This is a genomic window from Bacteroides difficilis (assembly GCF_048319815.1).
Taxonomy (GTDB): Bacteria; Bacteroidota; Bacteroidia; order Bacteroidales; family Bacteroidaceae; genus Bacteroides; species Bacteroides zhangwenhongii.
In genome coordinates, this window is record NZ_CP182814.1 from 3,831,684 (window position 1) to 3,858,136 (window position 26,453).

Here is a 26,453-nt window from a genome sequence, read left to right on the forward strand (position 1 = left end):
AATTAAAATATTAAAGGGAATTCATACGGGAACATGTTACCGTTTAGGAGTTCACACATAAAACAGTCTTGTCCTGATATTCCATAATTTAATGTGATACTTGGTTTTGATCTATCAATTTCTTGTTGTACTATATTGCCTTCATTATCTCTTTGTTCTTTCCACCAATCAATCACTTCATTTTCCATATCAGGAAGATGATACCTGGTCCACTTGAATATGTAGTTTTTAGCTACATAATCCGGATCAACTAGTTTACCTTGATAATAGACGTTAGCGGTTAAAACAGTTTGACAACTATTGTTTTTATATGATACTCCTTGACTGGAAGTAATTTCAAGTGAATAGCCCACTATATATTGTTTCCGTATTGTGAATGTAGCGGAATACTCTTCGTTACTAAATTTCACGATACAACGAATTGTTAGCGAGTTACCATTATCCCAATAAGGTTCAAAAGGCCATATTGTTAATGTCTTTCCATTTTCTCCTTCAAATGGTATATAATCATATCCTTGCAAATAATACCATTGACGTTGACTGGAAGTGGACTGTAGATTCTCTTCTTCCAACGTTAAAGTAATATCTGCCGGGTTAGTAACAGGGTCGGCTCCTGTTAAGTCTCCTAAAAGAGTAAAGGTATCAGTTCCAACAATACGAATAGACTTACTGACTAATTCGTCTTTTACAGATTGGTCAAGGTTATCCCAAGTCATTGTCACATTTTTGCCAAATGTTACATCGCCATTTTTATTCCATTTAATATTTTTATTGGCAAAATGACCAGAACCATCTGTTTTGATTAATACTGAATTACTACGAGTACCGATACTTCCTTCTCCGTCAAAATTTAATTGAAGCAATGGATTCTGGATGGTTCCACCAATTCCACCACGATTAAACCAAGCTCCATAATCCTCTGTGTAATTAAGTATAGTGTCAGTAGGTTGGTACTGTGTGACCAGTTCTCCTGCCTCTAATTGTGGCGAAGAAAAATAAAATATTGATTCTCCTGCATTATCAGAGGTATCAAAAGTTGAGGCAATGGATAAAACCAATGCTTCTTCTGCCTGTTTCGGAGTTTGCAGTTCAAATGTTACCTTTTTACGAGACCATATATTTGTGTCGTCAATAGGTATTTGAACGGTTCCTATTGCCTTGTCATTTTGTAAAATAGATAATTGACATGCCTGCTTCGCATATATCCAAAAAGAGAATGTGTATTTTTTACCAATATGTTGTGTAAGCCATTCTTCGGATTGGGCTATCATGTTTATAATTTTAGAGGCACTATACACATTGCCGATTCCAGTTGGGTTTTCTATTTGAGTATCAATAGTAATTGCAGATGTAAAATTGACATCTAAAGAATTGACGAATACATTCCTATGGATTTTTCCGGCATAAAAGGTTGCAGCAAAACCATTTTCATCACCGGCAGTTAGTGTTCCAGAAATATGAGCAGATTTTGAAGCAAAAAGTTTCTGTAAATAACCTCCATATCCTTCTAATTGACCAAATACCGGATCTGTTATTCCATTCAATTTACCGACACGTATTTTACTGGCATCTCCGAAGTTAGAAACACTAGACAGTAAGATGATATTGAAATCCGACACCCAAACTTCATCTGAAGGAGACAGCTCGCTTAAATCTAGTTTTACTGTTCGCAAATAACGTCCGGAATAATCGACGGTTATTGTGTGCAACTTATATTGCCAATCTGTTGTAATAGAAGTAGTTTCTTCTCCATCAGTTCTTGTTCCATCTTGGTATTCTAATGAAACTTTACAATTGACAGCTTTATTGGCTTTAATTTTATATGAAATAAGAACGCGGTTGGGGTTTTGAACATATTTGTAGAAATCTTGTTGCAGACCAACGAAACCGTAATATATAGTATCATTTCTTTTAAAATGACAAATGCGATTGTTGTCCGCTTCTGATAATATGTAATCAGTGGTTACTGCTTCTGTTCCTCGTACTATATATTGTGATTCGGAATCTTCATAATCAGGAGTTGCAATATTTGAAGGCCAACATAAACTCTCATTACGCCCAATACCGTCAATTACATCCATATATGGAGCATTATCGTCAGAACCAGTCAAATATATGGCTCCAGATCTATTTGTATCAAACAGATTGGTAATCCTAGCAAAGTCTAAGATTTCTTCAGTTTTTGGTACATCTCCCTCTAATAGTGCTCCGATGAAATACTGTTTTTCGACAATATCATTTGTATCAGAATCTACAGTTTTATCTATTCCATAATCCAATACACACATTAACGAATAAACAAGATTCTTTCCATCAAAATATTGTCTTCTGATTATATCCCCAGTCCGCAATCCTTGTGTCTTTTTAGAATCGGACTGGAGAGAAATTTTATATTTCTTGTATTTATATACAGACATTATGATATTTCTTCTACTAAGTCACCGGAACAGGCATCACTGACCCACCATGACCCGTTAGTTACTGATTGTTTCTGTACTTCCAATTCATATATCCTCATTTTTTTACGAATTGTCAGATCATCAAATGTCGCAGTTATATTGCCGGTCAATTTATTCTGAATGATTCCCCAGCCGTTTCCGGCAAAACCACTGGAAAAAGTAACAGAACCTATGTCATTGACAAAAAAGGCGTTACCATAGTGCTTAACTCCATTATCTAAAGCCAACCAATAGATTGAATCATCAAAGAATAGCTCATTAGGGAGGAGACGGGTTTTAGAATCTGCTATTCCAATTGATTTTTTTCCTTCAATGGGCTTATCAAATACAAAAAAATCAGCATCTGTAGAAAACATTAAGCTGGATGATTTACGATTTAATGGGGCATATAAACTTAACGATTCTATATAGCCAAATGACGATTTTATGGTTTCAGATATTTGTACAGTATCATCATCAGCTACTTTATTATATTTAAATGGAGCTTCAAAAAATACGCTATCACCATCACTAAAAAAGCCTGGCCCATCTTCTGATTTTAATCTAATATAACGTCTGAATATTACACCAGAATCTTCAGACGATTTTTTATATGTTTCAATTAATGTATTCCCTAAATTATGCCCTGCCTTAAATGATTCTGGAAAATATGCAGAACCAAATTTTGAAATCATTTCATATTCACCATCATCATCATAGATACTAGTTTGCAGGTTAATTTGTTTGGTGTTATCGTCCCCTAGATTTAATATTTTATTAGATGCAGAAAATGAAATGACATTGTTATTCTTGACATGAATAATGTAATTGCCATCGAATTGTATGCCTCCTGTTACAATATTTAAATCCCCAGTCAATTGAGCCAATCGTTTAGCGGAAATAGCCAATACACTTGTATTATCAAATCCTAGATCTACACCATGTAAGGCGGTAATGCCAGATTGGAACGTGCTTGTGCCTTTTACAGACAGGTTTCCGGTAACTGTTCCATCTTTCATGGTCCAGTTCACATCTTCTTTATTTGAGTTCCCAGAATGATAAAACTCGTTTCCTTGATAGCTTATGCCATCATTGGATATTTCTAAATCTCCCAGTTTAATATATCCACTACAAATAACGTTACCATTTAATGTAATTAAATCATTATCATAACTTATAACATTCTGACCGTTAATATATAGTCCATGTGCAGGGAGATGCAGTTCACCGTTAATAGAAACAATATTTTTTCGGTCTTGTGGATTATTTTCGGACGTTTGGTAAACATCTATTATTGTTATTCCATTGTCTCCGGCTGTAAAACCATACAATGCCTTTAATAAACCGGTCATAGAGTCACCATTTATAGAAACAAACCCGCCAGTGCTACTTCCGCCTCCTTCTTCACTACTTAAACTGCTTATAATAGTATTTGCTAATAAATATGCAGAATTCTTCCTGGTTATATTCTCATATTCATGTATTTCAAGATTGATTTTTTCTTCATTCACGACATAACCATCCACATAATCCGAACCTGTAAAATCTGGAAGGGTTTCATGTGAAGCTTGTTCCATCCCTGTTAAGAGTCGGTTGTACATTGTTTCCAATGCACTACCTTTCTTAATTTGCGATATACCTTCATTTAACTTTGCCATTATTTTGCCACTTTTACAGTTTTTGATAAAAATCCTGATATAGATGCTTTATAAGAATTGACTTTTGCTTGAAGAGATACGAATTTTGCTAGATTAGCTGGAGGTTGAGGTCCCATCATGGTTGGAGTCATCATTTGAGATAATGCTCCTAGCCAGTCAACCAATAAAGTTGCTAATTGATTTCCAAGTACTGCCGGTTCATTGGCACTGCCGCTACCCAAATACACTCCATCTTCTTTGATTATAATTTCTTTTGCATTATATTTTGCCAAAATCTGTTGGGCATCAAGAAGTATTTGACTTTTATCATGCTGGGATAAAATATCATCAGCGGTTATTTTAAATATACTTTTATCGGTTTCGCCTTCTCCCTTTGCGGCTTCCGACAATATCGAAACAGGGGTATAAGTCGTATGAGCATGAACACCAGTCTTTTCCAATTCATCTACGTCTGGAGCATCCTCTGAATCTTCCCATTCTTTCGTTTCTGTTGCTCCAATAATTACTTTGTTATGCGCATCTATTTGTACTGTATCCGCATGAGAGTATTGAATAACATATTCGCGTAATGTTTCAGGGTCTGTTGTTATTACGACATCCGAATAAAGATAGGGGATAACCACTAAACCATTTTCATTATTTTGAATAGCTGAAAGATATACGCCTTCATGTAAACCAACTGGAAGCCCATCATCAATAGCCTGTTTGTCTGTAAGTGTATGGGTATATTCCTGTACATCTACGGTTCCACACAGCTCTCCATCTGTATGTATTTTAACAACAAAACCAGATATTTTGGCTGTGTTTTTTATAACGTTGTTTCGCGGATTTACCAATTTATGAAATGCAATTTGTCGTATAGCATCATAAATAGCACTATTTGCGCTTAAATCGCTTGTAATTTTATCTGCCATAATTTATTCTTTTTCTGGTTTGGCAATACAGTAGGGGAGTTTTAAAGTTTGCCTGAAACCGTTAACACCAAATTTTGTATTGATTTCTTCAATAAGATACCAACCTTGTTTTTCAGGTTCGCGTTTATCAAGTAAAACTACTTTCATTCCAGATTCCAAATGCCTCATGCCTAAATTTGTTCTGTGTAAATCTCCGAAGATGGTAATACTACCCTCAACGCCATTTCTATTATATCCTTCAAAAAAGGCTTCGGCTTCTTTTATTAGTTCATCCTCGCTAATACCAATTTTGGATGAGACGTATGGAATTACATTGTAGGCACTTAGGTTTACTCTATCCTTAGTCTTTGATTTGGGGATAGCTCCTAATTTTAGGGATTTCTTGCTAAGTTTTGTTTCATTCAAGATTTGGAATTTCTTATGTTCTGTATCATTTTGTCCAGTCCATTCTGGGTTTAAACGAACTGTTACATTATACTTGATTTGTTTGTTACCCTCAAATTTGAATCCTTCGGCGGAGACCGCTAAATATCGGGGATCACAATTCATCAAAGTTAAATTATCTTGGGCTACATGATAATCAAATTGTATTTGAGGAGTATCAGAACTCCCATCTGTATTTAAAATAGAACTGGCAACATTTCCTGATAAATAGGTGTGCCCAACCATAACATAAGGAGTTCCATCTGTATCTTTTCTAATAAAGCTATACAGTCCGTATTTATTCCATTCTGTTAATACATCCGCAACTGTCAAATCTTCTGTTAACTGAATCTTACCAATATTAATATCTCTTTCTGCTGTTTTGGGATGCAATTTTAACCCTGTTCCTTTTAATAAATCGTATTTTCCTCCCTCTTTCAACAAATCGTTTACTGTAACAATCATTGGACCTAATTTAACGACATTTTTTCGCTTTAACCCACTTGCCAAATTCTCGCATTTGATTTCAATAGGTGTGTTTACACTGCATTTTACGATATAACCGTCAAAATCGGGAACGTTCTTGACAAATGCCTCTTTCTCCATTGTTTGAAGTCTCTCGGTTGCATTTTTGAAAACCTTTCCTCTATCTTTATAATAGCCTAGATATATCCGGATACGTTGTCCTACCTTAAAATCAGTCGGCTGGGCTGTAGAATATCCTTTTCGCTTTTCTATAACTGTACCGTCTATTAAACGCTCTGTATAAACAGTAGTTGCACCTTCTTTGTCTATGTTTTCGGAAGTTATAGTGCGTTTAATTACAGTTCCTCTTGGGAATCTGACAGAAGCCGAATTGATTAGTTTCTTATAAGTATCGTTTATCTCAATGCTTTCACATTCCCGAATAACGAGGCATTTATTTTCATCTGGATCGTTAATCTCTATAACGTCACTATTAGCTTCCCATATTAGGATTTTACAGCACAATATATCAAGGCATTCTTTGCCATCTATAATTATTGCTTCTGGAAGTTTCATACTTAAATGGTGTTAGAGGTTAATGATTCAAGCATTTGAGCAGCTTGATTAGCAGCAGATGCTTTAACTTTGTCAAGAAGAACTTTAGCCCAACCCTGTTTCTTCATTTGAGAGATTTCAAGGTTTGTTCCATTTATGGTATCTTGCACTACGTTAACTGCGTCATCTGGTTCAACGGCAACACATGTGAAGCTGTATGGCTGAACGTTCTTAAAACCTTCATTTTGCCCCATATTGAAATCCTTTATTAGAATTTGTGTCACATTAAATTGCTGAAACATGAGGTTAAATACCTGGATAACTCCTTTATGTTGCATCAATGTTATAAACTTGGAAACTTCTGCATACGGATATACATCCGGATAATTGCTAACAATCTTTCCCGTTACAGTAAAATTTATATCGCCTCCAGAAATCAATTCTTTGCGTGAATAATCTCTTCCTTGTACCTTGGTTAATACAAGGTTGTTAGAACTTTGTACTTGTACTATAGCGCCTAAGTCTAAGAAAACAGGATCACCGGGCACTTTTACTTCTGTAGCAGTGTTAAGTGATGAACTGGCAGCAGCTTCATTACTCAATCCTTTTATTTTGTCCCAATAAGTATTGAATTGAACTGTTTGAACTTGTCCGCTTTCATTTTTTATCCAGAGAAGTAAACCTTCATTGGCAGGTTTGCCTTGATACTTTAATACAACTCCTTGTTTATTAAAGGTATCTTCATCTGCCTTCTGACCGTTCGTTATGATTTTCTGAAGCTCTTGACCTTGATTCTTCTGATAGGCTGCGGTAGCATTCTTTCTGTCCAACTGGCGTATATATTTGGGATAAAGATCGTTGATGGTGGCAAAAGTCATCTGCATCATTGTTCTTTTGGCTGCATAAACAAATACGTTACTGTATCCTCGATTGGATATAAATTTCAATTGTCCATTTCTTTTTCTATAGTTAACTGCATAAAAGGCGGCATTCATACCGGTGTTTGCCAGCCCCTTACCAATATTTATCGTTAAATTAGAAAATGTAGAGCTTATAAAACTCATATTACATCATATTTGCATTAAAATCTTGAACTACATCTAACAAGGCGGTTGCTAATTCTTGTTTTACGTTTGTTATTGCCGCAACTTGTCTATCATCTGTCATATCAATTGTCTGATGATCCACGCGCATTAGATTTTCAATTCGTACTATCAGTTGTTTAGGAGCTGCATTATAATTATTATGACTCCTATATTGAGACTGGTCGGCTCCATTATGAAGGCTGGAAGCTAAATCTTGCTCTTTGTTACCGGTCGTAGGGTCCCACTTAAATGTATCCTTAGCATTTTTAGGGGTGTAAATTTTCCCACTTTTATCTACCCACTGTGGAGTAGCGTATGGAGCTATCGTTTTAGCTATATATTGTGCCCCATCAAAAATTGCTTTATCACCTTCTTTCTGTGGACCATAAAAACCACCTGTAGGAAGAACATCTCCTTCAGAAAGAAGATTCTGGATTGGTGTTCTATTTATAAATGGAGCAAATAGAGACTTATGTCCGGAATACAAATCGTTATACCAAGAAACTAACTTATCAAAGGTTTCAGTAATATAATCTATAGCCTCCTGTTGACTTCCTAGTTTATATTTCTCTGGATTTTTAACAATATCTTGTACATGCTTTGACCATCCTTCTGTTCCAAACAATCCTTTAGTTGGATCAAATAAAGGACCAAATAACCCTTGTAATACTTTTTGGGTTCTTGTTGGGTCTATTATTTCTCCAGACTCAAAATCTTTAAGAATTGAAGCGTAATCATCCCATGCACTTATTGTTCCTTGCATAATTTGAATTAGATGACGTATGTATGCTTGTGAACGGTGTACATCCCCCTCGGTCATCTTATCATGGAATGTTTCTGTGCTAATCCAGTCCCATCGAGAATCCCAACTACCCATCTTAGGTATAAACCTATCTGCGGCATTCTTTAGTATATTCGACAAATCTTCCGAACTACGAGCAGAAGTGGCATTGTGCAAAAGATATTTGCTCAAAGCCATATTCTCTTTAGAGTTATGGTCTGCTAATTGAGCCAGCATCATTTGGACGGCTACTTGTTCGCTTATATCTCCGTTTTTTGCAAAAATATTAGTATTGGTCCCACTTAAAGTACGGCCATGTAACTCATACGCATAATAATTTTCTCCGTTCAAACCCTTTTTGACAGTCTGTTTCATTCCCAATGCACTGGACAATGACTGGAAGGCTTTATCTACACCTGTCCATTGGTCTGCGGCTTCTAATCGTTGTAGTAATTCCGGATCTCGACCTGCGGCTGTGTCAAAGAACTTTGTCTGGTCGTCTACACTTTGTTTTGGACCATTTTTTTCTATCCAGTAACGATGCCACAGCTCTGCGGATTGAGCAATACGCTCGTTTTGGGTTAACAATTCATTATTGAAAATACGCATATTTCCAATAATTAAAGCATCTGGGTCGGACAGATTTAACTTGTCAATATTCAAATTACGATAGCTTTGTGCCCATGCTTCATTGGCTTGACGAGCAGCTTCTGTTATTTTATATGCGTCATAAATTTTATAACCTATATAAGTGATAGCTCCTGCTGCCATTATTCCCCAACCAATTGGATTAGTTAAGAAAAAACGTGCAATCCCTTTTATTGATCCCCATAATGTTGTATTGCCTATTTCTGTGAGGGTATTTATAGTCTTATTACTACTATTTGCTACAACATTACCAACTGTGTTTCCTCCAACAAACCATTGTTTAATTTTACTTCCACCATGTAGTAAACCTCCACCTAACGCATTGAAAATAGCCTGTCCCTTACTTAAATTATGGCGGCTTTTTTCTATATTATATATACGTACCATATAAGTAAGTGCGGTGGATAGTGGTTTTAAAAAGAATTTAGACAACCAATCTCCCATAAACAATCCGCGAATCATTAATGTCGTACTCCATATACTTTGAACTACGCCTGCTGCAATTCCTAACGACATTTGGATTCTTATAAAATATTGAAGAACGGTCTTCCCCCAATTTGGTATCCAGTTCCAGACAGTCATAATACCTTTAAACACATCAACAACAACATTCACAATTTTCAAGAACATGTCCATTGCATTTCTCAATGCAGTTGCAAATTCTGTGGATTTCATTAACTCAATCATGCGTTGCAGGAAGTCTCGGATTATTCCTTGCATTTGTTCAAACCCTTGCATTCCCGTTTCTGTAAATGCAGAAGTCATCTGATACCAAAGACCTTGTATAGTGTTTTTCTTTTCATCAGCTAGGTCGGATGCAAGTCCCATTGACTTTTTATTGAGTCCGGTTACTTCTTGCATTTTTGCTACATTGTTTATCAATGCTAGCGCACCTGGAGCCGCTGTTACTCGAAACATCTTATTGATTAGTGTTGAAAAATCACCAGCACTCATGGTTTGCTGTTTTTCATGTAAATCACTTAAAATGTCAGAAAGATTCCGAAGATTTCCGTTTTTATCTTTTGTGTTGATGCCTAATATGTCCCATGCTTCTTGACCTCTTTTTGTAGGGTTCATCATATTTAATAGCATCATACGTAATGTAGTACCTGCGTGAGAACCTTTAATACCGGCATCGCCCAATACACCAAAAGCTGCCGAAGCTGTTTCAAAATCTAATCCAGATTGATGAGCCACCGTACCTGCATACTTAAATGATTCAGCTAATTCTAACAATGTTGTATTTGTTTTTGTAAACGTCATTGTAAGAATGTCAGCTGTGTTATCCATTTGTTTTGCTGGGATTTCATAAGCGGTCATGATGTTTGTTACAACATCTGCTGTTTCTCCCAAGTCTGTATCACCTACAAGTGCAATATCTGATATAGGCCGGATGGCATGTTTTATTTGGTCTACATCATACCCTGCCATAGCTAAGAATTTTCCAGCTGATGCAACTTGTGGGGCTGTATATTTAGTCTCAACACCGACTTGCCGCATGAGTTGGTTCATTTCATTAAAACGCCCCTCAAATCCCACTTTTTTATCATGAGTCTGGAGGATATTCTTTGTCGTTTTAGCTATATTATCATAGGTAGAAGCATCTCTAAATACAGAAGTTACCCCAGACATTAAAGAGCTAAGCCCATAAGCAATTCCCATACCCTTGATCATTTCGCCTGCAACATTCGTTCCGGTATTTGCGTATGTAGGTCCTAATACTTGCCGGGTAGAAGGGTATAAATAGGTACTACGTCCTGCTCCAATTTGCTGTACTCTTGAAGCAGGAGTATTGCTCTTAGTTATGCCACCAGCAACAGTTTTGGATGCTCCAGCTGCACTTGCCGTGATAGTTATCTTGCTGTTAGACTTTATCTGCTCAATCTTCTGTAACAGTTGGTTAAGACTATTTATTGCTCTTTCTGTATTAGCCTTTGGATTTATCGTTTTGCCATTTATAGAACTAATAGCCTGATCCAATTTCTTTATATCCGAAGTTGAATATAAAGGTTTACCCATTACTCCATTTAATGCAGTCTTTGCCTGTGATTTTATATTATTGAGTTTAGTTAAGATGCGATCTAAACCTGCTTCAGCTGCACTTGTATTGATTTGTATGTTTATAGGTTTGGCCTTAATAGAGGCTAATGCTGAATTAACCTTGCCGATGCTTTTTGCAACAACGTCAAATCGTTTTGTTAATGCTTCCATTTCAGCTGTGGCCTGCTGAAATTTACGTATAGACTCTAAAGCTGGATTAGAGTTAACGTTTATCTGATAATTAACAATATAGTTTTCTGCCATCTTTTTGTATTTTGATTTTCTAAAGAATAGCGGTTTGATACCCTGAAAGATTGAAAAAGCCCCTTATCCGATAGAGGATAAAGGGCTACGTAGAAAAAACGAGTAATAAGACACTTTACGCAAGCATTCCAAGTGCACTTGCTTGTTGAGTTATGAGCATTTTGCTGTGGAGCCATACGGCATCTTCAGAAAGCATTGCAAATTCTTCATCGTTTAACTCATCAAGTTTTATGCTGGGAAAATAATGACGGATAAATATCAGTCTATGACGAATAAGTTGATCGTCTTTTACTTCCCAGCTTTTGATAAATTTACGAGCTTTCCTTTGCGCAACTCGATAATTTGAGCCAAGTGTGGCATCAAGCCATAGATGAACAAGGAATCATCCTTAATCAGTTCTTTATCGCCATCGACAAAACAATCTTTTGCTAATTCTCTCATGGCACCGGCCTGATCCTTCTGGGAGAGGGACAAGTATTTACTGAATGCCGGGAAAGGTGGCTGTTTAAAATAACCGATATAATATGGCTTTTCGCCTTCATCTTCATCTCCTTCTACCAAAATCGGGAATACACGTTTTAGTTTGGGGTCTGAATCTTTCAGCTCTTTTACTTTCTTTTCGATCTCGGTCTGAATCTTTTCAGACAAGAGGATGTCTTCGTTTACATTTTCCATTATAATTATGATTATTGATGTTTATCCAAGAATAGAAGTTGTTGAAATCATTGGTTTGTGGGTATCATATTTAAAATGTTAAATATTGAATTATTGTATGTTTTTATTGGTTGAAGTCCTATTTTTTATTTTATGTTTATTATTTTTGCAACGAAAAAGTAGTGCATGAGATTAATTTTGAATGTACTATATAGGGATGTAAAAGGGAAACTATTGAGAAATAGTATTCCCTTTTTTATATAATAAAAGGCGGGTTCATACCCGCCTTTATATGGTATATTGTACCAAACGTTACAGCCAAGAACTAGTCCCTTCTCCTGTGATAATATCAAAAGGATTCAAATTGAATTCCTTTGTAATATTTGTATCATCTTGTTTACTTTCCATGCCGTCCTCGTTAAAGAGACACCCTTTCAATGTTACAGTTTCAGCAGTCCAGTCTTCACCGGCATAAGCATTGGTAAACGAGATGATTAAGTCAAATTCTCCCAAATCCATTAAAGAACCAGCCAATGCTCGGAGCTGGGAAACAGTGTTGTAATCCATTGTAATGGAGGCTGTGCAGGTTTTATTGCCAAACCCACGATTGATAGCATTTCCTCCAATACCGTAGTTATTTTCAACTTTACGAGTCTTGTTCCATTTGATTTCAGAAACTCCTTGCATGATGGTGGAATCTTCTGAAATATCCAACGCTGGTATGGAAATACGGATCATAGACCAGCTATACGCTACATTGTTAATTATTGCCATCTTGTTAATTATTTATTGGTTAATGCCAACCCTTCGATTACCTCAATACGAGAGGCTACACCTACCGGAACAAGTGAGTATTTAATGATCAGTGTATCATTCTTTAATACATTTTGATTTTTATCAATTGTTACAGAAAAACCTGAAATTTCTTCATTATTCTGCATGGTTGTAAGGATGTCGGAAACAATGTTTTGAAACATCGTAATCTTGGCGGAAGACAGGTATCCAGTGCTGGGGTCTACTTTCAACGGAGAGTTGACATAAGGCAATAATGCGTTGCGTACAGCACGTCTTGACTTATGGATTGTACGGTTTCTGGCAACTGTTCGGTAATCACCGTTTGAACATGTCTGGTCTTTAGAGAAGAAAACTCCGCTTTCCAAGCCAGAATATTTGCACAAGAAGACATATCCCTTGTCATCCAGATTATCCAATTGGATTTTATTCAGAGATGAGTACTTTAATGTACTGGTCAACTTGTTCTCACTATTTAAAGTAACGTCTCCAAATCCCATTTCAATATCCGGGAAATAACCAATTAAATTGAATTTATTTACCCATGCAAATGATTCTTGTACGCTTGCTGAAGCAATACATCCAAGTGCAGCTCCAATATTTCCTACAGGAGTAAGGTTGGAGTTAGCAAGCTGCATGGCCGATACATCTGCATCCAAGCCTTGTCCGAGCAATACACTGACAAACCGGGCATCAATCATACATGTAGGGATTTTACCCAGTTCTACTTTTTTTACAGATTCTTCAGCTGTTGCAATTACTGCGGAGTTAGCGCATAACAAGATTGATAAAGGAGCATTTTCATCGGCTAAAGATGCTGCTTTAGATTGCAAATCTGTTACCAGGTCAATACTGTATGTTTCCGCTTCCGGGTCTGTTTGTTTCCACAACGATTGTTCAGTCCAAACTCCAAGTTGATTGATCATACCATGTGCTGCACGTTGCATCTGTTCTATAGCATTCCAATCAGTACTACAGTCTGCAAACATGATAAATAAACGCCCTGTGCTTCCCTGTATTCCAAAGAAATGATTGATATGATAATAAGGAATTCCAAATAGCAAATCCTTTTCAGTGTCACCAGAGTATGCGGTAATGCCAAGTTCTTTCAAATCATCCATAGAATTGATTTCAATAACATTACCTTGTAATTTGTCTTTTACGGCCAAACCAGCACCTTCTTCAAAGAATTTAGCTTGTTTGGAAATATCAAACAACAAGCCTGTGACTTTTTCAGTTGAGGTTGTAGAGCTTGTTCCAATGTTTCCATCGGTATCACTCATAAAAACGCCACCTAATGCCATATTTGTAAATTTTATTGTTTGTAATACGGATTTTGATAAAGAATAGCATCCTTTACCCAATTAGGTTGTGTATCCTCGGTAAACACACCGCCTTTAGAATCAATATACAATGCAGGATAATTGGGATACTTCTGTAACAGTTCTTTTACAAATTCTGGAATATCGACTTTTTTCTCTGCTTTGTCCTTTTTGGGTGAGGGTTCTTTGAGCGTGGTTTCGTCAGGGGATTCAACAGTATCTTTCTCTTGTGTTTCTGATTCTGTATTTGAAACAACCGGTGTTTCTAAAGTAACTGTAGGATCTTGTGCTTGAATGTCTTCTGTGACCGGAGTTTCTGTATTCTTTTTTCTAGCCATAACTTAAATTAAAAAAGGGAATGGAGTACCGACTCCACTCCCTTGTGATAAACTATGATGAGATATTTAATTCAATTTGTTATTCTGCATTTTTGTAAGCGGTCCATGCTACGATTTCTGCCGGACGAACGATGTTTACGTCCATTTTCATTCGCATTTGGAAGAAATACAACTCGCTGTTAGCTTGCAGTCGTTCAACTTTTACTACTTCAGCGTCATTTGCATAGTCAACACCCATCCACAGGTTAGATTCCATGCCGGTAGTAAATTCTCCGAGTACGATAGTATGTTCTGGAATACCGACAATAGGTACAATACGCTTACCTTTAAAACGATACTCGTTAACCTTAGTGTTGTCGGAGTATTTCACTGTTTTGTCGCTTAGGTATTGATCATATAAATCCCAAATATCCCAGCCACATACAAATACCAGTCCTGCTTTTTTACGGATTTGTTTCGGGCATTTCTTCCACATAGCATTGAGAGCGGCTTCTACACTGGCACCTGTGCTCAATTCTGTAGTACCGGCAATAATGACTTGTCCGCCAGCTTTCTCTACCTCTGTTGCGTTTGTTGCAGTATTCGCCAGGATACGTTTGATAGCACCGTCAAAGTATTTCATCGGACCGCCAGCGTTTTCACCTCCAATAGTTGTGCAACCTTCAGGAGCGGTAATTTTAGCGGCAGCTGAACCACCTTTTGCGGAGCACCAAATAGACTCGCCGATATATTCATTCTTTCGATCCATCAAAAGGCGCAACATTTTAGCTTGTACTTTGGGATCTAAGTCACGGAATACCAAATTGCCTTCCGGTTGGGCGAATTTGTAATATTTTTCGTAGTCTCTGGGGTTAAATTCAAGATACACCATGAATTCTTGTGGCTCCAGATAACGTTCTGTGAATGTGTATTGGTTCAATCCACCAGTGGTTCCTGCTCCTGCACCATGAGTCGAGTTTGGAGTGGGGACGTTATCTTGAATTACTTTTCCCAATTGGATAGTGGGGATGGTGTATTTGAACTGGATTCCAGATTTGATATGAATCAAACCTTCTTTGTATGTATCATTCCCTTGCGCGGTATATGTCAGGAGATCATTAAGGACCTCACCAGAATATGTGTTTTGCGCAAAATTTACTGAACTTGCCATGTTGTTTATGTTATTTTGTTTTAGTCGAGTGTTTTAAACTGGAAATCTGTTCCTACGACAGCTTCAACAGCCTTAGCCATTTTCTTTTCTGCCTCGGTCATCTGATTTTCTGCATTCTCAATGTTGGCAGGATCATTTGCAATTTCAGCAGAAATTTTATCACGTTTTGGAATGGAATTCAGCGTTGCCTGCACCATCTCAAAATCGTTTTGAGCCATTTCTACCCATTTAGGTTTTGCATCGGAATTGATTTTACCTTCAGCAATTGCATTGTCAACGAACTGTTCGATAGTTTCCTTACGTTTTGCTTCTTCAGCATCTTTGTAGCTTTTCAATTCGTTCTTGACATTTGTCAATTCGTTTTGAACATTGGTAAGTTGCGCATCCAATCCTTCTTTTTGAATTTTCAAAGCATTGTATGAAGCCTGAATTTCTGCTGCCTTGTTTTCCGCATTCTTCAATGCGTCAATTCGGGTAATAACAGCTGAAACTTCAGAGGTTTTCTCCAAACCAAGCTGGGCGCATACAGAACCAAATGCAAATTCTTGTTCTTTGTCCATTGTTTTTTGTGAATTTGAATTTTCTATTTGATTTTGATTAGGAATAGAACTGGAATCATCAAGTGGTTTAAAATTGCCCAATTCTGTATTGATAGAAGCCATGATTTTTTGAAGGGCATTTGCTTCCACTACTCCTTCAATTTGATTTTTTACTTTATTACAAACCTGTTTAGAGGTTTTTAAAACACATTCTGCTGATAATATACCAGCATTTACGGCAGACTTTGCATCAAAGTAAGTTCCATCACAACCTTCTTTACCATCCATGATTTCTCGAACCTTAGCTTTTGTCAAACCAAATCTTTTATGATATATGGTTTCAATCTGTTTCTGAAAAGCATTTACAATTTGTTCATTGTCTGGATTGCATGTGTTTTCGTCACGTATGAATGGGTTGTGGATCATTAAAATAGAATAGTCACGCATGTAAGAACGAGTTCCTGCCGCCCACAATACTGAAGCCATTGATGCTGCCAATCCTTCTACAATTGTTTCAACTTCAATGGGACATTGTTGTATAATGGAGAATGTTCCCATTCCGTACAGAACGCTTCCACCTTCACTGTTAATGCTGATTACAATTTTCGAGGGTTTAACGTAATCCTGTATCCATAAAAATTCATCATTAAAATTACGTGTGCTCTCTTCGTCAATTTTGCCATAGAAGCGCATATATACCGGTTTTGCTTCTTGCGCTTCTCCAACTACATATTTTAATTCATCTACTTTCATTTGAGCTTTTTCACAAGAATAGGTATCAGCTTCTTTAATGGTTGTAAGTTTATTATTCGACTTGATCGGTTGGAGGGTCAGTTGAAGGTGTTTCTACAGAAGGTTCATACTTTGCTACATCTTCGATTTTAGGTTCTTTGTGATTACCATGTGCGTCTGAATCATGTTCTGGTGCATCAGAGTGGTTCGTGAATGGTGGCATAACTAAATACCTGTCTATCCATTTGCGATATTGGAAAGAAGATGATGTTCTAAACCATATCTCATAATCAATCCAGTATGGCTGTAGCCCATGATCTAAAGATTCTGGCATATCAAAATAAGTAAGATTACAACGTTCATTTAATGCTTCTTCGTAATCTTTCGCATCTTGGATTGCATCGTTAATCTGTTGAAAAACGCGAAATCCATGCGTCTCAACAATATCGTCACTATTGTTTAAATCATTAAGCACAAATCTGATGCGCATAGTAGCCCGCCCTTCTCCAATTCTTTGTTGGGCAACTAAATAACGTACATTTACAAACCTAATAAATGCCGCAGGGAAAGATACAGCATATTCTGTATTACCACGAGTACGAACAATACGTTCAAACTGTCCGTTATCTATTTTTACAGTTTGGAATAGTTTGGACGAATTATTATCGTTAGGGTCTGTATGTAAGGACTCTAATACACGTTTTACTGCTAAATACACATCCTCTAAAGGATTGTTATCTACTTCTTCCAGAGTGGTATTGTTATCATCGGAAAGGGTAGAGGTATCTTTCGTAAATGTGTCCTTTAAGCTGTCCGGTAAATCTGTTTTATATTTTTCTACTATCATTTTGGAAAGCCATCAAAAATACGAATACTGTAAGATGTAATTTTATCAGCTACGGTTGTGGAATATCCTATAAATTGCCTTTGTTTAACATAAGATGCAGGAGAGCCGGGTTTGGCTATTTTCCCTCCTTCATTGTGTATTGCTGCGTAACAAAAGTTTCTTCCATGTTGCCTATTGCTAAATTTGAACATGTCTGGATCTGTGAACAGTTTAACACCACGATTCTTATTAGAATGAAAGCGTTCCCATACAATTGAATGTTTTAATGCTCCTGTTTCTTCCAATATAGGATGGGGTTTGTGGTCACGTCTGGATTGCCAAGAAAAGGTTCCGGCTGAATTGAACCGCCGGAGATAAAAAGAGTCTCTAAATATTTTTTTTGCGGCATTACCTACCAATGTTTCAAAATTGAATACATTAACCTCAAATTTATTAGGCAACCTCAACCATTGTTGGGCTAATTGTTTGGGAGTTATTACTTTTCCAGCCATTTGTCCTTAATTTTATTAGCAATAGTGCGCAGTCTCTTTTTATACTTTTTAGGAATAATAAAATATGAATGCGCATCACTAAATATTCGTCCCCCTTTTGCTACACTTTCTTTAAATACTGGATTAACAAAATCAGGCATCTCAATAATTTGCCCTATCACTTGTGATAATTTAGATTGATTGAGAACGTCTGCACTTTCTTCCACTAGAAAACAACGGCATCCATGTTCAATTGGGGGTATTAACCATGCAGGAAAAGATGCTTTACGGTAACTAGTTCCTTCTAATGCAAGGTGCCAAGGGCGGACTCTATTATCTCCCTGTGTCATATATGTTAATACAGTATTACTGCTATACAAGATCCAACCAGCAGCAATTCCCATTGCATATTCAATATCTTCGTTTTCAATATTCGCGTATATGCTATTGTATCTGTGGAAAACATTTTCAGCTTCTGTCAGGTCTACTTCATTGGAACTATTAAAATTGTCTGGAAGGTTCTCCGACATCTGAAATTCCTCAGCTACTGCAAAATCGACAAGATTATCTAATGCAGCTACTAATATATTACGTTGCTCTTTTTCTAATTTGGTTAATCCATCATTGTGATTACGAAGCAATTCCAGCGCTTTTTCAAAGTCCATACCAAAACCTTTGATTGCATGATTAAATGCAAATTCTGCACGTAACGTCATCATTTCTTCTAATAAATCCCAACGATCCTCTATATTGCCATAGACCTGTAAAAACTTCTGAAAAACAGCATAGATAGCAAGGTATTCAGCATTCTCTTCATCTTTGTTTGATTTAGATTCTGCAAGGACGGAAGGAGAAGTGCTATCTTTTATTCTCCTTCCATTAGAAAATTTTCAACTTTACTTGAATCCCTTCGTTCACCACGTCTATGTCCATATCTTTTGTAATATTCTTCATCTGACATGATACGTCTATCATTGGAGCTTCCATTTATACTCCCGCTATTACTTGCTATTTCTGATATGGCATTAAATTGTTTCCCTACAACAATACCGAATTCTTTTTCGATTTCATCTGCTGATACTTCATACTTGTCTGTAATAAAAGAATATAAGCTAATCTTGTCTTTATTGCTCATTTCTACACGGTTGGCATATTTGAATTCTAACCCCGGTTTAATATACTTCATATCAACTAAACGTGGTATAATTTCTTCATTCATTACGTTCTCGATGTATTCACGGTAAACCTCAATACGTTCTCTAAAAATGTCTTGATGGGCATTAGTAGAACCTACGTATGACTGTGTTTCGCCTGCCATTGACGAAGAACCAACAATTAAGTTTGAAACTTCCTTATTTACAAATTCAATAAGACTAGTATAAATGTGCTCTGAATTTGACATCGTAAATGTTTTTATATCTACCGCGTCATCTAATCCTGTTACAATAATTTTATTTTGAGCGGCATTTGCGATGTTTTGAGCTAGTCTTTGTCGATCTTGAATACTCTCTGATTCTGTTTTTCCGTGTATGATGGGTTGCGCATACGTATGCGAAAAATTTACATAATTAGCTAAAGTAAATTTTTTTGCTAATATTAATGGAGTAGTTGCAGAAAACAGCCCTAATGTTCCTGTGTTAATAAGGATATAATTACGAGAATATTGAGTAGAATTTATATCCCATCCAGGATTCCATTGCCCTTGTCTTTGAACAACACGTTGTTGGTTGGGTAATACATTACGCCTTTCTATAATATTTACTTCCGCCAACTTGTTGGTTAAAGGATTTATAGTAGACATGATTTCTAATAAAGTATATCCATACCATTTAGATTCTACAATTCCTTTAATTATTTTTGTAAACTGCGAACCTTGTATTTTTTTTGTTTCTTCTACATCTTTTATATACTTTCCGCGTTCGTTCTGGTGAGCTAGCATATAACGTTCACCTATAATTTGTGACTCTACTGTTTCCAATACTGCGCTTAGATGTGCATCTTGTTGTACACACGCTTCGTATAAATCAATCAACGGACCGCGATCATCCAAAACAACCCCTCGTGTTACTTGGGATTGAATAGATTTATATCTACAATGACGGTCAATCTCCCTAACATATTCTTGAATAGTTTTTTTGCTAGTTTTAAATATGCTTTCTAAAGGAGTGCCGCGAAATGTTGTTTCTGCACTAATTACATTCATATTAAGAGTTTTTGAAAGAATAGATAGCGAGTCTAAAGTTGGTTTCTATATATATGATAGGGTAGGAATACATGTGTTATAATTGAAATTTTATAAATATCAGTATTACAATAAAATAGCTATAAAATATATGTTAAATATATTATTTTATATTGTCAATATGATAAAATAAAATACCTTTGCGTCGATAATTTAATGTTTAACAAATAATACGTCATTAAAATGAGTAAAGATTTTAATTATTTTCGCATTAAGATGGCATACAAGGGCACAAATGATTTAGGTGCTATTGTTCCCATCAAATCAGAAGATCTGGTAATGGCTACATGCTATACCGAAGCAGAACAAATCGCTTATAAGTTGGCTGAAGGAAAAGATGAGTTTGGTGATGTGGATATAGAAATTGTTCGCACCAAAATTTCAGAAGTTGCTTATAACGATACATTTGCTACTGATACTGAACTAATTTGTGGATTAATATCCTATTTTTTTGAAGAAAGTGAAGATACAGAAGTTGGGTTGTATCAAGTATCTCTTGTTTATTATGATGTGGATGAAAAGACTGGTAAAACCAAAAGCTCCAACAGTACAATTTATGTACCGGCTTATTCTTCATCTGAAGCGATAGAGAATATTCGCACTTACTTAAAACGGGCTGGGGAAACACGTGAATATACTATTCGCAATGTCAAATATGACAAAGCACAATCGGTCATGGTTACACCTGAAACTCATCAAAACAATATTAGGGTATAATGGCTTCTCCTAAGGGAACCGGGAAAATTGTAAATATCAAATGTACAGAAGTCTCACTCCCGGAATTTCCTAATCTCCTTTTTGGAACTCATTTTGATGGTAGCAGAATTTTTGATGCTACATGTTATCTCCAATCTAAAGACCCCGACAATAAATTAAGCATAGAAGACTTCTTTCATAAGTTTGATTTCCAAATCAAGGCTATTGCAGAAACTTACAAGTTGCCTTTAGAGAAATTGGTATCAATCAACACGGAGGGGCATCAATTGATTGACGGATGTTTATGCTATCCGTTTTTATCTTATGTTGATCCGCAATTCTGCGCATATATCAATGAAATAATAGACGAGATGTTTGTTACTGGAGTTGTTGTGTCAGATACACATTTAATTTCGTTGGTAAAGAAAAGGCTTCCTCCAGAATTGCTCAAACAAATTTGGGATGGCAGAGAAGATTTTTCGTAAACCCAAAGCTGTCTTAATATTCAATCGCAGAAAAACATTGGCTCTTATGGCTGCTTCAGTAAATGAGGCTGCTAAAATCAGTGGTCTAAAGCCTGGAAATATTTCTAAGGCTTGTGTTGGTACACTGATTTCCAATGGTATGTATTATTTTAGATACATAGGCAGCGATGTTGAAATAGAATTATCAGATATAGGTTCGTTGAAGTTAGAGGAATATGATAAATTATGTGGTATCGAACGTCAAACATATCCTACTATGGCAATGAATCGTAAAAATTGGAAATATAATAAAAACAATAGAACGTATGAAAGTAAAAGTTTATAGTACATCAAAACATCCATTGCCTCAATACGCAACTAAGCAATCATCAGGACTGGACCTAAGAGCAAATATTGATGCTCCCATTACTATTAATCCTAGAGAACGTGTATTGATTCCAACAGGATTACACATACAACTTCCAGAAGGTTTTGAAGCAAGAATTCAGCCTAGAAGTGGATTGGCCCTTAAAAAAGGAATCACTTGTCTTAATTCTCCTGGATGTGTGGATGCCGACTATCGAGGTGATATAGGTGTAATTCTTATTAATCATGGAACAGAGCCGTTTACTGTTAATGATGGAGAACGAATTGCTCAAATGATCATCTCTAAATATGAGCAGGCAGAATGGGAGTCTGTTTCCTCAATCGAAGATTTAGAAGTCACAGAACGCGGTGAACAAGGGTTTGGGCATTCTGGAATAAAATAAGGAATGTGGGGTACGTTTCATGTGCCCCATTATTTAATCTACAAATATTATAGGATATGGAGCTTAATTTTACAGTTGAAACAAAAGATGTGTTGCTCGATATGATTAAGCGGCACAATAAAATGTATCGTATGGGTACTCCGGAAATTTCAGATGCAGAGTATGATGCAGAAATAGAGCTATTAAAAACACTTGATCCAAATAATGAATGGTTCAAGCATACTGAACCCGCTTTTGTGTCTGAAACTCGAAAACGGACTTTGCCAATCCCAATGAAATCTTTAAATAAAGTAAAGGATATATCAGAACTGAAAAAATGGTATATGTCTTTAGGGTTGAAAGGAAATGCAGGCGTTATATGTATGCCTAAGCTGGACGGGCTTTCTCTACTATACAATGAATTAACAGGGGAGGCATATTCTCGTGGAGGGGTAGAAAATGAAGGTCAAGATTGTACTAACCATTATCAAGCATCTACTCAATGCTATAACCCAACTAGCAGTTTTCATTATACTTTTGGAGAATTTATCATCAATAGAAGTGATTGGGAGCGGCACTTTCAAGGAAAGCGTTCTAAATTCACAGGAGATATTTTTAAATCACCGCGTAATACAGCTGCCGGTCTTTTAAATAGAGATGAGCCATGTGATTATCTTGAACACGCTTCTTTCTTCAGATATGGAGTGGATGAGGGTTCCCTACATGATTATAATAACTTTCATAGTCTGATAGAAACAATTTGTCATATTTATCAACAAGAGCATCTTTACCATTTCGCTTTTGTAGATGAGCTGAATGAAGAACTACTGATGAATTTATTCAAAGAGTGGAGTAAGATATATCCAATTGACGGTATTGTAATCTATGTTGATGATTTGCGCTTATGGGAAGTTATTGGTAGACATCAAACATCTGGAAATCCATTGTATGCTATTGCCTACAAACATCCGGATTTTACAGAATCTTTTGAGACTACGGTTAAGGATATTGTATGGAAAGTCAGCAAGGCTGGTGCCCTTAAACCTGTGGTCAATATTGAAATGGTTGATACAGGAGATTGTAACATGGAGAATCCTACTGGATACAATGCTGGCTGGATTAATGACCATGAAATTGCGAAGGGAGCCGAAATATTAGTTACCCGTTCTGGAGGGGTAATTCCCAAGATTCTGTCAACTCTTACTCCAGCAACACAAGAAGAACAAGAAAAATTATGGGATGAAATGTCAGAGTGTCCTCATTGCGGTTCACCGACTATGTGGAATGAGAATCATATAGAATTGTGTTGTACTAATCCTAATTGTCCAGGTATTCAATTAGCCAAAATTATATTTTTCTATTTGACATGTGGGGCTGAAAATATGGGAGAAGAAACATTGTCCAAAATATTCAATGCGGGCTTTACTTCTATATCGGCGATTCTTAACATCACTTTTAGCGATCTGATAAAAATAGAAGGGTTTGGAGACAGTATTTCAAATATTATACTGGAGAATAACAAAAAAATCATGCAGGGGGTTGATTTGGCAACTTTAATGCAAGCCAGCGATTGTTTTAAAGGAATCGGAAAAATAAAAGCCCAAAAAATATTGGGTGAAATGGATGATGAGGACTTATGCTCGTTCTGTCAAGGATGGTATATCAATCACGAACCAGATATTCAAAGTGAAGACTTTAAAAATTATCCTATAACTGTACAAAACTTATTGTTGGGGTATTTTCCGTTTATGACATTCTTAGAGGAAACCAAAATACCTTACAAATTGCCTAAACAGACCACTGTGCTAGAAGGTAAATGCAAAGGTTTGTCTATCTGTGTGTCGGGATTTCGAGATAGTAATCTTGAAGCACTAATTACTAATGAAGGAGGAAGAATTGTTAGTGGGGTGTCTAAAAAAACAACACATTTGGTGGTGAAGGATAAATCTGCCAACTCATCAAAAATATCCAAGGCCCGATTATTTGGAATACCAATTTTATCTATTGAAGAATTCTATATGATTTTAAATGGTTAAATAATTGTATTATAGATTGTTAGCGATTAATATTAATTTAAATTGATATTAATCGCTTCTAAATTTGCATAATTGAGTGTAATGTCATATTTTTGCATCTAGTAAATAAGTTGATATAATTATGGCAAAGAAGAATCAGTTAACCAAAAGTGATTATCTTCCTATGGAGGAATACAAGAAATTGCTACATTTGCTTCATAAGGATCGGCAATATTTATGGGAACTATATGCTCGACTGGCATTCTGTACTGCACTACGAGTATCAGATGTATTGTCTTTAACATGGGCTGACATTCTCTATAAAGGTTCATTGACAAAAATTGAGAAGAAAACTGGAAAAGTGCGAAAAATCCCATTTAATTTAAGTATTCAAACGAGAATAGAGGAACTTTATATTTTGCTTAAACGTCCTAATCCAAATGAACTAATATTCAAAAGCAAATTTACAGGAGTATCTGTTTCTTCACAATATCTTAATCGGATAATGAAAGAATGGAAGGCTAAATATAAATTGGATATAGAGAATTTTTCTACACATACTTTTAGAAAAACATTTGGACGATATGTTTATGATACAAGCGAAAACAAGTCGGAAGCACTGTTGCTATTGAACAGGATATTCAATCACTCTAACATTGAGATAACCAAGATATACATCTGCATTAGAGAAGATGAAATAAATTCTATATTCGATTCTATCCGGCTCTAACTTCTTCTCTACATCTTACATTTTGAATTGCACGACATGTGCCCCTATCTTTATTCCTTTATCGGATAAATAAAACTGATCATGTTTATACAACAAAAGAGGGGGCTGTCTGTATCCCCACCTACCATTATTACTTGTGAATTATGTAATACGCCGGAGAATCTGGATGAGTGTAACCCTCCAGGAGAAATCTTGCGTATTATGAATAAACGAAATGTTTGTTCTAACTGTGCTTTCTGGATGGATAAAATAGCTCATCCGGATATAGGTAATGAAGTTATTGGTTCTCATTATTATATTGTATATCCATTTGTAAAACGACCCAATAACGTTATTAAAGGTTCTGAAGGCAAAGAATTTTATATTCGGCGATTTGATGGAACGCTAATCAAATCCAATAATATATGGCATCAAGGTGAAATCCCTGAACATTTTAGAAAACAATTGCCGGATACAGCCAATTTTCTATCGTTGATAACTTATACCAAATTATCTAATGACTCTCATAAATGTCAGGCTAAAGGATGCTGGGATCGGTATAATTGTCTTAGGTATAATTTATCTTGTGAACGAGACGGACCTTTCAATAAGATTCCAGCCAATTATACTATTGGTGATGAAAAATGTCCTTCATTTATAAATATAAACGAACTGAAACCCAATACTTAATATCGTAGATATAAGAATTTAATTAAAAATATCATCAATGATACCGTTATTAAAAAATGAGATGGATCAAATATGGGGCCAATTTGACCGTCAAAAATTTATATTAAATGACCCAATTCAAATAGTACATAAAATGCAGAGAATGCCTAATAAATCCATAGCTGATATTGAAATATGTGCAATATGGACAGCTATGGTTTCATGGGGACAACACATTCATATAATGTATTGCGCAGAAAAATTGATGAGCGTGTGTGAGTGGAAGCCAAGTGATTATATTAAATTTGGTGATTTTTATGATATTCCGGACGAATGTAATATTTATCGTACTCTTACGGGAAAAATATTTAAAGAAGTATGTCATCAACTTAGATGCTTCTACAGTAAAAACGATTCTATTCAGGAATATTTGAAAAAATATCCCATTTCACTTGATGATTTGCTACTCACGTTATGTAATTGGTGTGAACCGGCCCATCTTGGAAGCCCATATCGTAACTCTGCCTGTAAACGTATTAATATGCTATTGCGTTGGATGGTTCGTAAAGATGAAATAGATTTAGGAGTATGGCAAACTGGCTTAATTAAGCCGAAGAACCTATATGCTATTATGGACACCCATGTTGCACAACAAGCACAACGTATGGGACTTATATCTTATCCTAAAGAAAGCTGGAAGGCTGTTATGGAACTCACTCATGTTTACCGTCAATGGGATGCAGAGGATCCATTAAAATATGACTTTATATTAATGACAAAAAACTTGAAATAAA

General features: G+C 36.0%; 24 protein-coding genes. 8 read left to right on the plus strand and 16 right to left on the minus strand.

Translation table 11 applies throughout. From position 1 onward, the window contains the following. Window positions 1–2: 2 nt before the first annotated feature. The 16 genes from ACNOGP_RS14845 to ACNOGP_RS14920 form a co-directional block, all read right to left on the minus strand. Window positions 3–2,417 (minus strand): hypothetical protein, encoded by a 2,415-nt coding sequence (locus ACNOGP_RS14845; protein ID WP_121765016.1) that lies wholly within the window; start codon window positions 2,415–2,417, stop codon window positions 3–5. Continuing rightward, window positions 2,417–4,096 carry a hypothetical protein gene (locus ACNOGP_RS14850; RefSeq protein ID WP_121765017.1) on the minus strand — a complete coding sequence of 560 codons (1,680 nt, stop codon included), beginning with the start codon at window positions 4,094–4,096 and terminating at the stop codon, window positions 2,417–2,419. The genes ACNOGP_RS14845 and ACNOGP_RS14850 overlap by 1 nt, the downstream gene beginning before the upstream one ends. Continuing rightward, window positions 4,096–5,010 (minus strand): hypothetical protein, encoded by a 915-nt coding sequence (locus ACNOGP_RS14855; protein ID WP_121765018.1) that lies wholly within the window; start codon window positions 5,008–5,010, stop codon window positions 4,096–4,098. Before ACNOGP_RS14855 ends, ACNOGP_RS14850 begins: the two co-directional genes overlap by 1 nt. A 3-nt stretch (window positions 5,011–5,013) precedes the next feature. Beyond that, window positions 5,014–6,474 carry a hypothetical protein gene (locus tag ACNOGP_RS14860; protein ID WP_121765019.1) on the minus strand — a complete coding sequence of 487 codons (1,461 nt, stop codon included), beginning with the start codon at window positions 6,472–6,474 and terminating at the stop codon, window positions 5,014–5,016. Between the two features lie 2 nt (window positions 6,475–6,476). After that, the gene (locus ACNOGP_RS14865) at window positions 6,477–7,517 is read right to left on the minus strand and encodes a DUF6046 domain-containing protein (protein ID WP_259464036.1); all 1,041 of its coding nucleotides are present in this window, start codon (window positions 7,515–7,517) and stop codon (window positions 6,477–6,479) included. A gap of 1 nt (window position 7,518) precedes the next feature. Beyond that, window positions 7,519–11,271, minus strand: coding sequence for a phage tail tape measure protein (locus ACNOGP_RS14870; RefSeq protein ID WP_121765020.1), 3,753 nt, complete (start codon window positions 11,269–11,271; stop codon window positions 7,519–7,521). Window positions 11,272–11,559: 288 nt separating this feature from the next. Further along, window positions 11,560–11,946 (minus strand): hypothetical protein, encoded by a 387-nt coding sequence (locus ACNOGP_RS14875; RefSeq protein WP_121765022.1) that lies wholly within the window; start codon window positions 11,944–11,946, stop codon window positions 11,560–11,562. 291 nt (window positions 11,947–12,237) lie between these two features. Further along, window positions 12,238–12,699: a hypothetical protein gene (locus tag ACNOGP_RS14880; RefSeq protein ID WP_008647825.1), complete on the minus strand. Its 462-nt coding sequence runs from the start codon at window positions 12,697–12,699 to the stop codon at window positions 12,238–12,240. Window positions 12,700–12,707: 8 nt separating this feature from the next. Beyond that, on the minus strand, window positions 12,708–14,021 hold the full coding sequence (locus ACNOGP_RS14885) for a DUF2586 family protein (protein WP_121765024.1): 1,314 nt from the start codon (window positions 14,019–14,021) through the stop codon (window positions 12,708–12,710). Between the two features lie 11 nt (window positions 14,022–14,032). Then, window positions 14,033–14,377: a hypothetical protein gene (locus tag ACNOGP_RS14890; RefSeq protein WP_121765025.1), complete on the minus strand. Its 345-nt coding sequence runs from the start codon at window positions 14,375–14,377 to the stop codon at window positions 14,033–14,035. 79 nt (window positions 14,378–14,456) lie between these two features. Continuing rightward, window positions 14,457–15,527 carry a hypothetical protein gene (locus ACNOGP_RS14895; protein ID WP_121765026.1) on the minus strand — a complete coding sequence of 357 codons (1,071 nt, stop codon included), beginning with the start codon at window positions 15,525–15,527 and terminating at the stop codon, window positions 14,457–14,459. Between the two features lie 20 nt (window positions 15,528–15,547). Beyond that, window positions 15,548–16,819 (minus strand): Clp protease ClpP, encoded by a 1,272-nt coding sequence (locus ACNOGP_RS14900; RefSeq protein ID WP_121765027.1) that lies wholly within the window; start codon window positions 16,817–16,819, stop codon window positions 15,548–15,550. 52 nt (window positions 16,820–16,871) lie between these two features. Next, entirely contained in the window at window positions 16,872–17,645 is a 774-nt protein-coding gene (locus ACNOGP_RS14905; RefSeq protein WP_121765028.1) for a hypothetical protein, read from the minus strand. Continuing rightward, window positions 17,642–18,136 carry a hypothetical protein gene (locus ACNOGP_RS14910; protein WP_121765029.1) on the minus strand — a complete coding sequence of 165 codons (495 nt, stop codon included), beginning with the start codon at window positions 18,134–18,136 and terminating at the stop codon, window positions 17,642–17,644. Before ACNOGP_RS14910 ends, ACNOGP_RS14905 begins: the two co-directional genes overlap by 4 nt. Beyond that, the gene (locus ACNOGP_RS14915) at window positions 18,121–18,834 is read right to left on the minus strand and encodes a hypothetical protein (RefSeq protein WP_121765030.1); all 714 of its coding nucleotides are present in this window, start codon (window positions 18,832–18,834) and stop codon (window positions 18,121–18,123) included. Before ACNOGP_RS14915 ends, ACNOGP_RS14910 begins: the two co-directional genes overlap by 16 nt. Before the next feature lie 146 nt (window positions 18,835–18,980). Further along, the gene (locus ACNOGP_RS14920) at window positions 18,981–20,318 is read right to left on the minus strand and encodes a phage portal protein family protein (protein ID WP_121765031.1); all 1,338 of its coding nucleotides are present in this window, start codon (window positions 20,316–20,318) and stop codon (window positions 18,981–18,983) included. A 222-nt stretch (window positions 20,319–20,540) separates the two neighbouring features. Here ACNOGP_RS14920 and ACNOGP_RS14925 point away from each other — a divergent pair, with 222 nt between their 5' ends. From ACNOGP_RS14925 to ACNOGP_RS14960, 8 genes are all read left to right on the plus strand, one after another. Beyond that, window positions 20,541–21,074 carry a DUF4494 family protein gene (locus ACNOGP_RS14925; RefSeq protein ID WP_117513998.1) on the plus strand — a complete coding sequence of 178 codons (534 nt, stop codon included), beginning with the start codon at window positions 20,541–20,543 and terminating at the stop codon, window positions 21,072–21,074. Continuing rightward, window positions 21,074–21,538 (plus strand): hypothetical protein, encoded by a 465-nt coding sequence (locus ACNOGP_RS14930; protein ID WP_121765032.1) that lies wholly within the window; start codon window positions 21,074–21,076, stop codon window positions 21,536–21,538. Before ACNOGP_RS14925 ends, ACNOGP_RS14930 begins: the two co-directional genes overlap by 1 nt. Further along, on the plus strand, window positions 21,516–21,863 hold the full coding sequence (locus ACNOGP_RS14935; RefSeq protein WP_121765033.1) for a hypothetical protein: 348 nt from the start codon (window positions 21,516–21,518) through the stop codon (window positions 21,861–21,863). The genes ACNOGP_RS14930 and ACNOGP_RS14935 overlap by 23 nt, the downstream gene beginning before the upstream one ends. Further along, window positions 21,844–22,287: a dUTP diphosphatase gene (gene dut / locus ACNOGP_RS14940; RefSeq protein ID WP_121765034.1), complete on the plus strand. Its 444-nt coding sequence runs from the start codon at window positions 21,844–21,846 to the stop codon at window positions 22,285–22,287. The genes ACNOGP_RS14935 and dut overlap by 20 nt, the downstream gene beginning before the upstream one ends. A 56-nt stretch (window positions 22,288–22,343) precedes the next feature. Beyond that, window positions 22,344–24,302, plus strand: coding sequence for a BRCT domain-containing protein (locus ACNOGP_RS14945; RefSeq protein WP_121765035.1), 1,959 nt, complete (start codon window positions 22,344–22,346; stop codon window positions 24,300–24,302). Window positions 24,303–24,423: 121 nt separating this feature from the next. Further along, window positions 24,424–25,011: a tyrosine-type recombinase/integrase gene (locus tag ACNOGP_RS14950; RefSeq protein WP_121765036.1), complete on the plus strand. Its 588-nt coding sequence runs from the start codon at window positions 24,424–24,426 to the stop codon at window positions 25,009–25,011. A gap of 201 nt (window positions 25,012–25,212) precedes the next feature. Then, complete coding sequence (locus tag ACNOGP_RS14955; protein ID WP_418213126.1) at window positions 25,213–25,680, plus strand: hypothetical protein; 468 nt, start codon at window positions 25,213–25,215, stop codon at window positions 25,678–25,680. A 37-nt stretch (window positions 25,681–25,717) separates the two neighbouring features. Then, window positions 25,718–26,452 (plus strand): TIGR02757 family protein, encoded by a 735-nt coding sequence (locus ACNOGP_RS14960; RefSeq protein WP_121765038.1) that lies wholly within the window; start codon window positions 25,718–25,720, stop codon window positions 26,450–26,452. Window position 26,453 lies beyond the last annotated feature (1 nt).

Excerpts from the sequence above, each read along its gene's own strand:
- ACNOGP_RS14920 (WP_121765031.1), bottom strand. The coding sequence starts at position 20,318 with ATGAATGTAATTAGTGCAGAAACAACATTTCGCGGCACTCCTTTAGAA.
- ACNOGP_RS14960 (WP_121765038.1), top strand. The coding sequence starts at position 25,718 with ATGATACCGTTATTAAAAAATGAGATGGATCAAATATGGGGCCAATTT.
- ACNOGP_RS14870 (WP_121765020.1), bottom strand. The coding sequence starts at position 11,271 with ATGGCAGAAAACTATATTGTTAATTATCAGATAAACGTTAACTCTAAT.
- ACNOGP_RS14850 (WP_121765017.1), bottom strand. The coding sequence starts at position 4,096 with ATGGCAAAGTTAAATGAAGGTATATCGCAAATTAAGAAAGGTAGTGCA.
- ACNOGP_RS14935 (WP_121765033.1), top strand. The coding sequence starts at position 21,516 with ATGGCAGAGAAGATTTTTCGTAAACCCAAAGCTGTCTTAATATTCAAT.
- ACNOGP_RS14945 (WP_121765035.1), top strand. The coding sequence starts at position 22,344 with ATGGAGCTTAATTTTACAGTTGAAACAAAAGATGTGTTGCTCGATATG.
- ACNOGP_RS14865 (WP_259464036.1), bottom strand. The coding sequence starts at position 7,517 with ATGAGTTTTATAAGCTCTACATTTTCTAATTTAACGATAAATATTGGT.
- ACNOGP_RS14950 (WP_121765036.1), top strand. The coding sequence starts at position 24,424 with ATGGCAAAGAAGAATCAGTTAACCAAAAGTGATTATCTTCCTATGGAG.
- ACNOGP_RS14880 (WP_008647825.1), bottom strand. The coding sequence starts at position 12,699 with ATGGCAATAATTAACAATGTAGCGTATAGCTGGTCTATGATCCGTATT.
- ACNOGP_RS14910 (WP_121765029.1), bottom strand. The coding sequence starts at position 18,136 with ATGGCTGGAAAAGTAATAACTCCCAAACAATTAGCCCAACAATGGTTG.
- ACNOGP_RS14915 (WP_121765030.1), bottom strand. The coding sequence starts at position 18,834 with ATGATGACGTTACGTGCAGAATTTGCATTTAATCATGCAATCAAAGGT.
- ACNOGP_RS14890 (WP_121765025.1), bottom strand. The coding sequence starts at position 14,377 with ATGGCTAGAAAAAAGAATACAGAAACTCCGGTCACAGAAGACATTCAA.
- ACNOGP_RS14895 (WP_121765026.1), bottom strand. The coding sequence starts at position 15,527 with ATGGCAAGTTCAGTAAATTTTGCGCAAAACACATATTCTGGTGAGGTC.
- ACNOGP_RS14955 (WP_418213126.1), top strand. The coding sequence starts at position 25,213 with ATGAATAAACGAAATGTTTGTTCTAACTGTGCTTTCTGGATGGATAAA.
- ACNOGP_RS14930 (WP_121765032.1), top strand. The coding sequence starts at position 21,074 with ATGGCTTCTCCTAAGGGAACCGGGAAAATTGTAAATATCAAATGTACA.
- ACNOGP_RS14875 (WP_121765022.1), bottom strand. The coding sequence starts at position 11,946 with ATGGAAAATGTAAACGAAGACATCCTCTTGTCTGAAAAGATTCAGACC.
- ACNOGP_RS14900 (WP_121765027.1), bottom strand. The coding sequence starts at position 16,819 with ATGAAAGTAGATGAATTAAAATATGTAGTTGGAGAAGCGCAAGAAGCA.
- ACNOGP_RS14845 (WP_121765016.1), bottom strand. The coding sequence starts at position 2,417 with ATGTCTGTATATAAATACAAGAAATATAAAATTTCTCTCCAGTCCGAT.
- dut (WP_121765034.1), top strand. The coding sequence starts at position 21,844 with ATGAAAGTAAAAGTTTATAGTACATCAAAACATCCATTGCCTCAATAC.
- ACNOGP_RS14860 (WP_121765019.1), bottom strand. The coding sequence starts at position 6,474 with ATGAAACTTCCAGAAGCAATAATTATAGATGGCAAAGAATGCCTTGAT.
- ACNOGP_RS14905 (WP_121765028.1), bottom strand. The coding sequence starts at position 17,645 with ATGATAGTAGAAAAATATAAAACAGATTTACCGGACAGCTTAAAGGAC.
- ACNOGP_RS14855 (WP_121765018.1), bottom strand. The coding sequence starts at position 5,010 with ATGGCAGATAAAATTACAAGCGATTTAAGCGCAAATAGTGCTATTTAT.
- ACNOGP_RS14885 (WP_121765024.1), bottom strand. The coding sequence starts at position 14,021 with ATGGCATTAGGTGGCGTTTTTATGAGTGATACCGATGGAAACATTGGA.
- ACNOGP_RS14925 (WP_117513998.1), top strand. The coding sequence starts at position 20,541 with ATGAGTAAAGATTTTAATTATTTTCGCATTAAGATGGCATACAAGGGC.